The 12,458-nt window shown below is 47.9% G+C and carries 13 protein-coding genes; 3 read left to right on the plus strand and 10 right to left on the minus strand.

The window, feature by feature from the left end; genetic code table 11:
• Positions 1–44 precede the first annotated feature (44 nt).
• Both ACN0UY_RS06820 and ACN0UY_RS06825 read left to right on the plus strand, forming a co-directional pair.
• A complete protein-coding gene (locus ACN0UY_RS06820; RefSeq protein ID WP_417665961.1) occupies positions 45–407 on the plus strand; it encodes a PadR family transcriptional regulator in 363 nt (120 codons plus the stop codon).
• The gene (locus tag ACN0UY_RS06825; RefSeq protein WP_417665962.1) at positions 385–1,746 is read left to right on the plus strand and encodes a permease prefix domain 1-containing protein; all 1,362 of its coding nucleotides are present in this window, start codon (positions 385–387) and stop codon (positions 1,744–1,746) included. Before ACN0UY_RS06820 ends, ACN0UY_RS06825 begins: the two co-directional genes overlap by 23 nt.
• Positions 1,747–1,768: 22 nt before the next feature.
• Here the strand turns inward: ACN0UY_RS06825 and ACN0UY_RS06830 are convergent, their stop codons facing one another.
• On the minus strand, positions 1,769–2,020 hold the full coding sequence (locus ACN0UY_RS06830; RefSeq protein WP_128352553.1) for a hypothetical protein: 252 nt from the start codon (positions 2,018–2,020) through the stop codon (positions 1,769–1,771).
• Positions 2,021–2,115: 95 nt separating this feature from the next.
• Here ACN0UY_RS06830 and ACN0UY_RS06835 point away from each other — a divergent pair, with 95 nt between their 5' ends.
• Positions 2,116–2,958: a hypothetical protein gene (locus ACN0UY_RS06835; RefSeq protein ID WP_417665963.1), complete on the plus strand. Its 843-nt coding sequence runs from the start codon at positions 2,116–2,118 to the stop codon at positions 2,956–2,958.
• A 513-nt stretch (positions 2,959–3,471) separates the two neighbouring features.
• Here the strand turns inward: ACN0UY_RS06835 and glmS are convergent.
• From glmS to atpE, 9 genes are all read right to left on the minus strand, one after another.
• Positions 3,472–5,304, minus strand: coding sequence for a glutamine--fructose-6-phosphate transaminase (isomerizing) (glmS, locus tag ACN0UY_RS06840; RefSeq protein WP_417665964.1), 1,833 nt, complete (start codon positions 5,302–5,304; stop codon positions 3,472–3,474).
• Position 5,305: 1 nt separating this feature from the next.
• Positions 5,306–6,673 (minus strand): bifunctional UDP-N-acetylglucosamine diphosphorylase/glucosamine-1-phosphate N-acetyltransferase GlmU, encoded by a 1,368-nt coding sequence (gene glmU, locus ACN0UY_RS06845; protein WP_417665965.1) that lies wholly within the window; start codon positions 6,671–6,673, stop codon positions 5,306–5,308.
• A gap of 130 nt (positions 6,674–6,803) precedes the next feature.
• Positions 6,804–7,220, minus strand: a complete 417-nt coding sequence (locus ACN0UY_RS06850) for a F0F1 ATP synthase subunit epsilon (RefSeq protein WP_128352550.1) — start codon at positions 7,218–7,220, stop codon at positions 6,804–6,806.
• Between the two features lie 17 nt (positions 7,221–7,237).
• The gene (gene atpD, locus ACN0UY_RS06855) at positions 7,238–8,623 is read right to left on the minus strand and encodes a F0F1 ATP synthase subunit beta (RefSeq protein ID WP_417665966.1); all 1,386 of its coding nucleotides are present in this window, start codon (positions 8,621–8,623) and stop codon (positions 7,238–7,240) included.
• Positions 8,624–8,662: 39 nt separating this feature from the next.
• On the minus strand, positions 8,663–9,529 hold the full coding sequence (gene atpG / locus ACN0UY_RS06860; protein WP_128352548.1) for a F0F1 ATP synthase subunit gamma: 867 nt from the start codon (positions 9,527–9,529) through the stop codon (positions 8,663–8,665).
• Between the two features lie 58 nt (positions 9,530–9,587).
• Positions 9,588–11,129, minus strand: coding sequence for a F0F1 ATP synthase subunit alpha (gene atpA / locus ACN0UY_RS06865; RefSeq protein ID WP_417665967.1), 1,542 nt, complete (start codon positions 11,127–11,129; stop codon positions 9,588–9,590).
• 14 nt (positions 11,130–11,143) lie between these two features.
• Positions 11,144–11,677, minus strand: a complete 534-nt coding sequence (gene atpH / locus ACN0UY_RS06870; RefSeq protein WP_417665968.1) for a F0F1 ATP synthase subunit delta — start codon at positions 11,675–11,677, stop codon at positions 11,144–11,146.
• An 18-nt stretch (positions 11,678–11,695) separates the two neighbouring features.
• Positions 11,696–12,166, minus strand: a complete 471-nt coding sequence (atpF, locus tag ACN0UY_RS06875) for a F0F1 ATP synthase subunit B (RefSeq protein WP_417665969.1) — start codon at positions 12,164–12,166, stop codon at positions 11,696–11,698.
• A 47-nt stretch (positions 12,167–12,213) separates the two neighbouring features.
• Positions 12,214–12,447 carry a F0F1 ATP synthase subunit C gene (gene atpE, locus ACN0UY_RS06880; RefSeq protein ID WP_055439916.1) on the minus strand — a complete coding sequence of 78 codons (234 nt, stop codon included), beginning with the start codon at positions 12,445–12,447 and terminating at the stop codon, positions 12,214–12,216.
• Positions 12,448–12,458 lie beyond the last annotated feature (11 nt).

Consider the following 12,458-nt stretch of genomic DNA (forward strand, 5'->3'; position numbering starts at 1 on the left):
GTATAAATTATATACCTAATGGTTCTAGGTATAGGAATTTGCGTGTGCATCTCTCTAAAGACTTAATGGCAGCTTCGTCAACACCGCTTGTGTTGGGCGTGATAGCTGAAGGCGAAACCTACGGGTATGAAATTGTGAAGCGGGTTGAAGAACTCTCTAAAGGCGCCCTGAACTGGACTGACGGCATGATGTACCCGTTGCTGCACCGATTAGAGCACCAACATTATTTAACGTCGCGGTGGCGCATTGGTGAGTCTGGTCGCAAACGCAAGTATTACGCGATTACAAAAGAAGGCTTGAACGTGTTGGGTGAACAACAGCAGCAATGGCAAGTTATTAACGACGCTTTAAATCAAATCTGGCGCGACATGAAACGGAGCAGCGATGATGGCTATCAACCGGTCTGACACAACCTTCGATATTGAAACAAGCATAGGGCAATGGCGCGCTTATGTATTACGCCACGCTGCAATTCATGCGGATGATGCCGATGAGCTGGAAAGTCATTTGCGTGATCAAATTGATGCGCTGATGCAGTCTGGCTTACACAGCGACGAAGCCTTTATGGTAGCCACCAAACGTATCGGCAACCTGCAAGCGGTTTCCAGTCAATATGCCGAAGTGCACTCAGGCCGACTCTGGCAAAACTTAGTCTTCACCACTGACAATAAGGGCTGGGTGGGCGACTTTATTCCGGCCTTCTGGTTGGCATTTGCCGCCGCTCTGGCTTTCCAACTACCTACACTCTTTGGGGTAACCCCTGAAACCCACGAATGGTTTTTTGCTCGAACCATTAGCCTGTTTTGCTTGCCATTTTTAGCCGCTTACTGGGTGATAAAGCGCGATCTCGGCACCGCAGGATGGCTAACGGTAATCGGCGTTTCCGCTGGGGCGTTTATTATTATGAATGCACTGCCATGGCAGGCTGAGTCGGCAACCAGCACCTTAGCGGTTATGCATATACCTATGGCACTGTGGTTTTTAGTTGGCGTTATGTACACCGGCAACTGGTGGCGCACCGACGCGCGCCGTATGGACTTTATTCGTTTTTCCGGTGAGTACGCCATTTATTTTGTGCTCATTGCGCTGGGCGGTGGCATTTTAACTGCTTTTACCGTCGGTATGTTCTCATTCATTGGCCTCGACCTCGCGTGGTTTGCTCAGCAGTGGATTATACCTTGCGGCGCTATGGGGGCCGTTGTGATTGTAGGCTGGCTGGTTGAAGCCAAGCAGGGCGCAATTGAGAATATGGCACCCGTATTGGCACGCATTTTTACGCCGCTATTTACCCTGTTGCTGTTAGCATTTTTAGTAGTGATGCTAATGACAGGGCGTGGTTTTGATGTGCAGCGCGACGTGCTCATTGGGCTCGACTTAATGCTGGTGTTGGTTCTAGGTTTAGTGCTGTATGCCGTGTCTTCGCGTGATCCCGGCAAAGCGCCGAGCTTATTTGATTGCCTGCAACTGCTGCTGGTAAGCGCCGCCTTGTGTGTTGATCTGTTAGCGTTGGGAGCCATTTCCGGGCGCATTTTCGAACTCGGTGTTACCCCTAACCGCGTTGCTGCGCTGGGTGAGAACCTAATTTTATTGGTGAGCTTAAGTGGTTATGCCTGGCATTACGTTAATTTTGTGCGCAACCGCAGTGGCTTTGCTGCATTGGAGCGTTGGCAAACAGGGTTTATTCCCGTGTATGTCATGTGGGCAGTGATTGTGGTGGCAATATTCCCATTGGTGTTTGGCTTTTAGTGACAGCTTTACCCATGCCGACTTATTTCATTAAAACTTTCCCGCCTATCATTTTATAGGCGGGCGCACCGCGTATCATCGTTTCACGAGCAAACTGCTGACCGCACTCTGGGCACACGCCTACTTCTTGTGTATGGTCTTCCACAATCCGCTCCACAAAGCATTTCACCAACGCGCCTTTACCGCCCTTTCGATACTTATAGAGTGCCGCGCGGCATTTGCTGCAACTAACTTGTACGGTGCGTAACGGCGGTTTTTTGCGAGGTTTTGCCATGATTACAACCTAAAAGGGCTTGTGAAATAAGAAGAAACTTTCATACTGAAAGGCAGTCGCCGGAAGCGAGCCCCCTATAAAAAAGGATGAAAATTATGAACTATCTAAAACTAAGCGTCATTTCTTTAGCTTTTTTAAGTTCTGTTGCGCTCGCTCAGCAGCACGTATTAAACCACGCCGACCTACCATGGCAACCGACCAACGTAGAAACATTCAATAATTTAAATCGCTCTTTGGTTGGCAGTTTAAAGAAAAATGGATTTGATGGCGATGGCAGTCTTGCAGTTTTAGACGCGCGCGGAATCATTAAGTCATTCAAAAATGTTATTGATTTCGGCACCTTTAATAGTAAGGGCGGCTTCTTTATTATCAGCGATGACCAAAGGGAAGCAATTGTCTCCAGTTATGATGAGAACCTAACGAAAATAAGCTCACGGAGTTTCTCGAGCAACTTGGTCAAACGGAGCATTGTCTCCGTCTCAAAAGACGGAACCGAACTTGTATTCAGCTCGCCTTCACCCGATATGTCATCGCGAAAGTCTATTACAAAATACTCAGGGCACAATTTCTCGCATGCAACAAACTACGCATTTTCTGAAGCGCCTCTTTATCAAGCAATAAGCTTTGGAGATAACCTGCTGGCCATCAACGTCGACAGAAACCTTGTAGCTTTTAAAGGCGAAAATGTTGCTTGGACTTACGAGCCCACCCCTTACATTTCAGTAAACTCATTATCAGCCTCACAAGACAAACAATACCTGATCGTCAAAAGTGACAAGGGTGATGTAGCAATCATTGATGGTAGCGGCAATGAAGTTTTTCGGGTAAAGAATAAAGGCGGTTCGGCCGTTACGGTGAAAGATAATGTCGCGGTTGTTACCAACAACGGAGTCACCAAAAAGTACTCTCTTGAAACCGGCCGGGAAATTGAACTGTGACTAAACGGTAAGGTGAAGGCGTACATTGGCTGAATGGTGGATACCATGACCCATGATTTACCTCTTACGGTCATGGTTACATTTTTTTCGTACAAGGTGTCCGGGAATCTAAGCCCTTACCATGGAGAAAAATCTTGTTATTGGTGATAATCCATATATCAGTCGTAGCGCTCATAACACTAGTCTTTATTAAACGAAAAGTTTGGTTGCCTATGATCGCAACCTTAATTCTATCCCTTCTTTATTTTAACTGGATGGCCAACACGAGCGATTCAGACGGCCTTAAAGGGGTTGTTTTTTTAATTTGGCCGCCCATCTACACATTGCTTAGCGGGGCTCTTTGGTGTGTTTTTAGAAAGATAAGGTCAATCTATTTAAAGCGTTAGCTCATGACATTTGGTTTGCTACTGCCGATACAAAGCTCTTGAAAAGTGACGCTTCAAATAATCGTTTTGATGGTTCTTTCAATACCTTTAAAGCATGCCAAAAGGGCTCCGAAGAGCCCTTTTATCATTATTCAACGGTAACGGATTTTGCCAAGTTGCGCGGCTGATCTACGTCGGTGCCTTTGATTATGGCGACGAAGTACGAGAGAAGCTGCAACGGAATGGTGTACACAATTGGTGCAATCAATTCGTCACAATGGGTGACGTTAATCACACGCATGCTGTCATCGCCTTTGAAGTGCGCGTCTTTATCAGCAAACACGTACATAATACCGCCACGTGCGCGTACTTCTTCAACGTTGGATTTGAGCTTTTCTAACAGCTCATCGTTCGGGGCAACAACGATAACCGGCATATCGGCGTCAATCAGTGCCAACGGGCCATGTTTCAGTTCGCCCGCTGCATAGGCTTCGGCGTGAATGTACGAAATTTCTTTCAGCTTCAGCGCGCCTTCCATTGCTATCGGATACTGAGTGCCGCGGCCTAAGAATAAGCTATGGAATTTATCCGCAAATTCTGGTGCTAAGGCTTCAATGGCATCACTTAACAGCAAGGCTTCTTCAAGTTTGGCTGGCAAAGTTTTCAGTGACTTAATTACCAACTCTTGTTGCGCGGCTGACATGCCACGGAATTGACCAATGGCTAACGTTAACATCAGCAAGCCAACCAACTGGGTAGTAAATGCTTTTGTGGATGCCACGCCAATTTCAGTGCCGGCGCGGGTCATATAAGCTAAGTCAGACTCACGTACCATCGATGATGTGGCGACGTTACAAATGGTTAAGCTGCCTTTGTAACCCAGCTCTTTTGACAATCTTAAGGCGGCGAGGGTGTCAGCGGTTTCACCAGACTGCGAAATGGTAACCAACAGACTATTCGGGTGCACGTGCGATTGGCGATAACGGAATTCCGACGCAATCTCAACGTTACACGACACGCCAGCCATTGATTCAAGCCAATAGCGTGCAACCATACCGGCGTGATACGACGTACCGCAGGCGACAATTTGCACGTGTTCAATGTCTTTGAGTAAATCAAGCGAGCCATTACCAAACACGTCATCCGCCACATGACCATCAACAATCCGGCCTTCAAGTGCATTACGCACGGCACTTGGTTGTTCATGTATTTCTTTCAACATGAAGTGACGGTACTCACCTTTGCCACCCGCATCGTAATTACCGTCTGACTCATGCACATCGCGCTCTACGCGTTGGCCCTTGGCGTCAAAGATTTTTACTTGGGTACGGTTAATGTCGGCCATGTCACCTTCTTCGAGGTACATGAACTTGCGGGTAACCGGTAACAAAGCCAATTGGTCCGAGGCAACAAAGTTCTCACCAATACCCAAGCCAATAACCAGCGGGCTGCCTGAGCGCGCAACAACCAAGCGGCCTGGTTCGCGACAGTCCATTACCACCGTGCCGTAGGCGCCTTCTAATTGGCGAACAGCAGCTTGCACGGCTTCAAATAAGTCATCATGGGTTTTGCGTTCATGGTGCACCAAATGGCAAATTACTTCCGTGTCGGTGTCTGAACTGAAGGTGTAACCAAGCCCTTTAAGGTGCTCGCGCAGTTTTTCGTGGTTCTCGATAATGCCATTGTGAACAACCGCAATGCAGTCTTCTGAAATATGTGGGTGCGCGTTGGCTTCGGTCACGCCGCCGTGGGTTGCCCAGCGCGTATGTGCGATACCTGTTGTACCTGATAGTGGGTGCTCACCAACAGCATCTTTTAAGGCTTGTACTTTGCCGGTGCGGCGCACACTTTCAATCACGCCTTCATCGGTAAGCACCGCTAAGCCCGCTGAGTCATAACCGCGGTATTCAAGGCGTTTAAGGCCTTCAATGAGAATTTCGCTAATACGGCGCTCTGACGTTGCGCCAACTATTCCACACATATTATTTATCCTTTTTCACTGGCCGTTGCCAGGTACTAATATTCCGTTGTTTGCCACGCGCAACGGCGAGCTCTTCGTCTTCAACGTTTTTGGTGACCGTTGAACCGGCACCCACGGTCGCGTTCTTGCCAATGCGAACTGGCGCAACCAAGGAGCTATTTGAACCAATAAATGCACCGTCATCAATTTCGGTCACAAATTTATTCACGCCGTCATAGTTACAGGTAATTGTACCTGCGCCCACGTTAACCCCAGCGCCAATTTGTGCGTCGCCTAAATAGGTTAAATGGCTGGCTTTTGAGCCTTTGCCCATGCGGGTTTTCTTAATTTCAACGAAGTTACCCACTTGTACGCCTTCGGCTAAATCGGCTCCTGGGCGTAACCGTGCAAACGGGCCAACCGCACAATTCTCAGCCAATACAGCCGATTCGATAATCGAGTTCGCTTTAACCCGCGAACCTGCGCCAATTTTGCAGTTTCGCAATACGCAGTTACTTTCGATAACAACGCCTTCACCAAGTTCCACACGGCCTTCAAATATTACATTTACATCAACCACAACGTCGTTGGCGATAATAACTTCACCACGCACATCTACACGCGCCGGGTCCATTAAGGTTGCACCATCAAGCATCAACTGTTCGGCTTGCCGCGCTTGGTAAGCACGCTCTAAGCCGGCCAGTTGAACGCGGTTATTCGCGCCTTCAACTTCGCTAATCGCTTGCGGCTGCGCCGTGGCTATTTGTACACCTTCTTGGGCTGCCATGGCGACGATATCTGTTAAATAATATTCACCTTGCGCGTTATTGTTCGACAACTTGGCAAGCCACCGCTTTAATGCAGCGCCATTCACGGCCATCATGCCGGTGTTTACTTCGGTAATTTCCAATTGCTTGGTAGTCGCGTCTTTTTGCTCAACAATGCCTGTTACTGCACCACTTAGGTCGCGCACAATGCGCCCGTAACCTGTAGGATCAGGCAAGGTTACTGTCAGCAATGCTAAATCTGTTTGTTCAGCAGCCTTAAGTAAGCTCTGCAGGGTTTCAACCCGAGTTAACGGCACATCACCATACAAGATCAATACGGTTTCATGGTCGGCTAAATGAGGAATCACTTGCTGTACGGCATGTCCGGTACCCAACTGCTGTGCTTGCTCAACAAAGTTAAGTGCTTGGTCAGCCAAGCGCTCAAGCAGCGCGTCTGCACCGTGGCCATAGATAACGTGCACCTGATCAGGCGACAACGCGCGCGCAGTGTCGATAACGTGCTGAACCATTGGCTTGTGAGCAACAGGGTGCAGCACTTTCGGCAACGCCGAACGCATTCGTGTACCTTTACCCGCAGCAAGAACTACTACACTCAGAGACATGAATCCTTCCGTTTCTGGTTAAAAGTGAATCCCGTATTTTAAAGCTGTTTACAACAAATTAACAGGCGAAAAAAAGACCCGCAAACCGAGATTTACGGGTCTTTTCGATTTCTTAATGCTGGCGTGCTGATTATTTGCGTATTTTGCGAATAATCTGCAGCTGAGCCATCGCTCGAGCCAGTTCTGCTGCCGCTTCTGCGTAGCTTAAGTCAGAACTTTGATCTGCAATTGCATCTTCAGCATGTTTCTTGGCTTCCAGAGCTTTCTGTTCATCCAGCTCATCACCACGAACCGCTGTGTCAGCAAGGACCGAGACGTTATGCGGCTGCACTTCTAGCACACCACCAGCAACGTAGATGATTTCTTCAGCGCCGCCATCTTTCACGATGCGAACCATACCAGGCTTCAACGTCGTTAATAACGGGGCGTGACCTGGGAAAATACCCAGCTCACCTTCGCTACCGGTCACTTGCAAGGTCTCAACCGCACCAGAGAACAAACGTTCTTCGGCGCTGACCACGTCAAGCTGTACAGTTTTAGCTGCCATTTAAACCTCCCGGTTTATTACATTTTTTTAGCTTTTTCAGCTGCTTCTTCGATGCTACCAACCATGTAGAACGCTTGTTCTGGTAGGTCGTCGTAGTCACCGCTTAAGATGCCTTTAAAGCCAGCGATAGTATCTTTCAACGATACGTATTTACCTGGTGAGCCTGTGAATACTTCGGCTACGAAGAATGGCTGTGACAGGAAACGCTGAATTTTACGCGCACGTGATACGGTCATTTTGTCTTCTTCAGACAATTCGTCCATACCCAAGATTGCGATGATGTCTTTCAGCTCTTTGTAACGTTGCAATACTGACTGTACGCCACGCGCAGTGTCATAATGCTCTTTGCCGATAACCTGTGGGTCCAACTGACGTGATGTTGAATCCAACGGGTCAACCGCAGGGTAGATACCCAATGACGCGATGTCACGTGACAATACAACGGTCGCGTCTAAGTGAGCGAACGTGGTTGCTGGTGACGGGTCAGTCAAGTCATCCGCAGGTACGTATACCGCTTGGATTGACGTGATTGAGCCAGTTTTGGTTGACGTAATACGTTCTTGCAGTACACCCATCTCTTCTGCAAGTGTAGGCTGATAACCTACTGCAGATGGCATACGACCCAACAATGCTGATACTTCGGTACCGGCTAGGGTATAACGGTAGATGTTATCTACGAAGAACAATACGTCACGACCTTCGTCACGGAACTTCTCTGCCATGGTCAAACCGGTTAACGCTACGCGCAAACGGTTACCAGGAGGCTCGTTCATCTGGCCATAAACCAGTGCAACTTTGTCGAGTACGTTTGAATCTTTCATTTCATGATAGAAGTCGTTACCTTCACGTGTACGCTCACCAACACCGGCGAATACTGAGTAGCCGCTGTGCTCGATTGCGATGTTACGGATAAGCTCCATCATGTTTACGGTTTTACCTACACCCGCACCACCGAACAGACCAACTTTACCACCCTTAGCGAACGGACAAATCAAGTCGATTACCTTGATGCCAGTCTCTAACAGTTCAGTTGCGTTTGACTGTTCTTCGTACGAAGGTGCAGCACGGTGAATAGACATACGTTCGTCTTCACCAATGTCGCCCGCTTCATCAATTGGTTCGCCCAATACGTTCATGATACGACCCAGGGTTTGTTTACCCACGGGTACCATGATTGGCTCACCGGTGTTTTCTACCATAATTCCACGACGCAGACCGTCGGTAGTACCCAGTGCGATACCACGCACAATACCACCGCCTAACTGCTGCTGAACTTCCAGGGTCAGACCCTTGAGGTCACCGTCGGTCACCTGCAGCGCGTCGTATACCTTTGGCACGCTGGTTTGTGGAAATTCTATATCCACAACCGCGCCAATTATTTGCACGACCTTACCTTGACTCATGACATTTCCTCTAACTCTAAAATTCTTGCAAGCTTCGCCTTAAACAGCTTCGGCGCCCGATACAATTTCCGAAATTTCCTGCGTAATCGCTGCTTGGCGTGCTTTGTTGTACACCAATTGCAGTTGATCGATGAGGTCTTCGGCGTTGTCGGTAGCGGCTTTCATCGCCACCATCCGCGCTGCCTGTTCACTAGCGATGTTGTCCACTACGCCCTGATACACTGTCGCTTCAACATAGCGACGAATCAGCAATTCTAAAATTGGCTGTGGATTCGGTTCATACAGATAGTCCCAGCTGCCTGATTGAACTTCATCACGAGACTCAGCTTTTGGCAACGGTAGCAATTGCGCTATCGTTGGCTCCTGCCGCATGGTGTTCACAAATTTGTTGTACACCACATACAAGCGGTCGAGTTTACCTTCATCAAAGGCATCCAACATAACCTGTACAGTCCCGAGCACATCATTCACGCTTGGCTTATCACCAATGCCTGATTTTTGCGCCAGTAAACGGCCTCCAAAGCGTTTAAAGAAACCCGTAGCCTTGCTGCCTATTGCTGCAAAATCAACGTCAACACCGTTATCTTTATTTGCTTGAGCATGCTTAACCACCGCTTTAAATTCGTTGGTGTTCAAGCCGCCGCACAAACCACGGTCGGTTGAAATTACAATGTAGCCAACTCGCTTCAGTACCCGTTCTTCAAGATACGGATGCTGATATTCTAAGTTGGCATGGGCAACATGGCCGATCACCTTGCGAATGCTGTCCGCATACGGACGGCTTGAAGCCATACGTTCCTGCGCCTTTTTCATTTTGGACGCAGCAACCATCTCCATTGCACTAGTGATCTTCTGAGTATTATTAATACTCCCGATCTTGGTTTTTATCTCTTTACCGCCGGCCATGATATTCTCCTGTTAACTCAACGACTTGTGGCCACACATTTGTGCAGCCACGCTCCGCTTACCAAGACTGCGTTTTCTTGAAGGTTTTCAGGCCTTCATGCAGCTTAGCGTCGATGTCGTCGTTATAGTTGCCAGTTTTGTCAATATCCGCCATCAGTTCAGCGTGCTCGCTACGCATGTATGCAATTAATGCACCTTCGAAGTCGAGGATTTTATCTTGCTCTACATCTTTCAGGTAACCCTTTTCCGCAGAGAAGATAGATACGGCCATATCGGCCACGCTCATAGGCATATATTGGTTCTGTTTCATCAGTTCGGTAACACGTTGTCCGTGCTCTAGCTGCGCGCGCGTTGCTTCATCTAAGTCAGAAGCGAACTGAGCGAATGCTGCCAATTCACGATACTGTGCCAATGCCAAACGGATACCACCACCAAGTTTCTTAATGATCTTGGTTTGTGCTGCACCACCTACACGCGATACCGACACACCTGCGTTTACTGCAGGGCGGATACCGGCGTTGAACAAGTCAGTTTCTAAGAATATCTGACCATCGGTGATTGAAATCACGTTGGTAGGTACGAACGCTGATACGTCACCCGCTTGGGTTTCGATAATTGGCAACGCTGTTAATGAACCGGTTTTACCTTTAACTTCACCGTTGGTGAATTTCTCAACGTAGTCAGCATTTACACGTGCTGCACGCTCAAGCAAACGGGAGTGAAGGTAGAAAACGTCACCTGGGTAAGCTTCACGACCTGGTGGACGACGCAGCAACAATGAGATTTGACGATAAGCAACAGCTTGCTTCGACAAGTCATCATATACGATCAATGCGTCTTCACCGCGGTCACGGAAGTATTCACCCATGGTACAACCTGAATAGGCTGCCAAGTATTGTAGTGCTGCAGATTCAGAAGCTGATGCTGCAACAACAATGGTGTTTTCCAGTGCGCCATGCTCTTCAAGTTTGCGTACTACAGATGAGATGGTCGAAGCTTTCTGACCAATCGCAACATACACACACTTAATACCAGAGTTTTTCTGGTTGATGATGGCGTCAACTGCCAAAGCGGTTTTACCGGTTTGACGGTCACCGATGATCAGCTCACGCTGACCACGACCAACTGGAATCATGGCATCAATTGACTTGTAACCTGTTTGAACAGGTTGGTCGACTGATTGACGCTCAATAACACCCGGTGCGATTTTTTCAACTGGCTCAAAGCCGTCTGCATCAATCGGACCTTTACCGTCAATTGGCTCACCCAAGGTGTTTACCACGCGGCCTAATAAGGCACGACCAACCGGAACTTCTAAGATACGGCCAGTAGACTTAACTTTTACGCCTTCTTGCAAATCAGCGTATGGACCCATTACAACGGCACCAACGGTGTCGCGTTCAAGGTTCAAGGCGATTGCATAACGATTGCCAGGAAGTTCAACCATCTCACCTTGCATACAATCAGCAAGGCCATGGATACGAATGATACCGTCGATTACAGAAACGATAGTACCTTCATTACGAGCTTCACTGACCACTTCGAACTGTTCAATTCGTTTTTTGATCAGCTCTGCGATTTCATTTGAATTCAGTTGCATGCTCAAGTCCCCAATTAGGATTGCAGTGCGTGTGCAAGTCGATCTAACTTACCGCGCACCGTGCCGTCGATTACCGTGTCACCAGCTTTTATATATAAGCCGCTAACAATCGCTGCATCGACAGTGCAATTCAGCTTAACTTTGCGTGAAAAACGTTTTTCTAACGTTTTCGCTAGATTGTCTTGCTGTTTCTTCGTCAATTTCACTGCTGAAGTAACATCAACAGCAATTTCTTTGTCGTAGTCGGCGCGCAGTTCAGCGAACAGCGCTACCACAGCAGATAAAGCTTTCAAACGGCCATTTTCGGCCATCAGACGAACAAAATTCTGAACTTTTTCGTCCAATTGTTCGCCACAAACGTTGATGAAAACTTCAACTTTCTTGTCTAGCGTTTCGGCGCTGCTCAAAAACGTAGCCATTGTTGCATCATTCGCAACCGCGGTCGCGAATGCCAACATTTCGTGCCATTTTTCGATAGCGCCGTTCTCTACTGCAAAATCAAATGCTGCTTTTGCATAGGGGCGAGCAACCGTAGTCAATTCTGACATTTGCACAAACCCCTTTGGTTAGAGTTCAGCGACGAGTTTTTCAACAATGTCACTGTGAGCGTCTTTATCAATTTCACGCTCGATGATTTTGCTTGCACCAGCAACAGCTAATACAGCTACTTGCTTGCGCAATTCTTCGCGTAGGCGATTACGTTCAGCTTCAACTTCAGCGTGACCGGCAGCAATAACTGCTTCGCGCTCGGCTTCGCCACGTTGTTTGCCTTCTTCAACCGTTTGCTCAGCGCGTTTCTTCGCTTGAGCAATGATTTCAGCAGCTTGCGCTTTCGCATCTTTAAGTTCGTCAGCAATCTTTGCCTGAGCAAGCTCGAGATCTTTTTCGGCACGTTCGCCGGCTGCAAGACCATCAGCAATTTTCTTCTGACGAGCTTCAATCGCATTATTAAGCGGAGGCCATACGAACTTCATACAAAATAGTACGAAGACGATGAACGCGATTAATTCTCCGATCAGGGTCATGTTTAAATTCATTAACCCCCCCTCCTATAAGTTCTATTGTTCGAAAGTTGAATGACTTATTAAGCAGCGAACAATAAGAACATGGCGATACCAACACCGATCATTGCTACCGCATCGATCAGACCTGCCAGGATGAACATTTTAACTTGCAGTGAAGGTGCTAATTCTGGCTGACGTGCACACGCTTCCAAGAATTTACCACCCATGTTACCGAAGCCAAGACCAGTACCGATTGCACCGAAACCGATCAACAAAGCTACAGCGATATATTTAAGACCTAATGCTAGTTCCATTGTTTTCTCCA

This window comes from Pseudidiomarina sp., from assembly GCF_048268165.1.
Classification (GTDB): domain Bacteria; phylum Pseudomonadota; class Gammaproteobacteria; order Enterobacterales; family Alteromonadaceae; genus Pseudidiomarina.

Bases quoted from the DNA above. Each gene is read 5' to 3' on its own strand.
- ACN0UY_RS06825 (WP_417665962.1), top strand. From the start codon at position 385: ATGATGGCTATCAACCGGTCTGACACAACCTTCGATATTGAAACAAGC.
- ACN0UY_RS06830 (WP_128352553.1), bottom strand. From the start codon at position 2,020: ATGGCAAAACCTCGCAAAAAACCGCCGTTACGCACCGTACAAGTTAGT.
- ACN0UY_RS06835 (WP_417665963.1), top strand. From the start codon at position 2,116: ATGAACTATCTAAAACTAAGCGTCATTTCTTTAGCTTTTTTAAGTTCT.
- glmS (WP_417665964.1), bottom strand. From the start codon at position 5,304: ATGTGTGGAATAGTTGGCGCAACGTCAGAGCGCCGTATTAGCGAAATT.
- glmU (WP_417665965.1), bottom strand. From the start codon at position 6,673: ATGTCTCTGAGTGTAGTAGTTCTTGCTGCGGGTAAAGGTACACGAATG.
- ACN0UY_RS06850 (WP_128352550.1), bottom strand. From the start codon at position 7,220: ATGGCAGCTAAAACTGTACAGCTTGACGTGGTCAGCGCCGAAGAACGT.
- atpD (WP_417665966.1), bottom strand. From the start codon at position 8,623: ATGAGTCAAGGTAAGGTCGTGCAAATAATTGGCGCGGTTGTGGATATA.
- atpG (WP_128352548.1), bottom strand. From the start codon at position 9,529: ATGGCCGGCGGTAAAGAGATAAAAACCAAGATCGGGAGTATTAATAAT.
- atpA (WP_417665967.1), bottom strand. From the start codon at position 11,129: ATGCAACTGAATTCAAATGAAATCGCAGAGCTGATCAAAAAACGAATT.
- atpH (WP_417665968.1), bottom strand. From the start codon at position 11,677: ATGTCAGAATTGACTACGGTTGCTCGCCCCTATGCAAAAGCAGCATTT.
- atpF (WP_417665969.1), bottom strand. From the start codon at position 12,166: ATGAATTTAAACATGACCCTGATCGGAGAATTAATCGCGTTCATCGTC.
- atpE (WP_055439916.1), bottom strand. From the start codon at position 12,447: ATGGAACTAGCATTAGGTCTTAAATATATCGCTGTAGCTTTGTTGATC.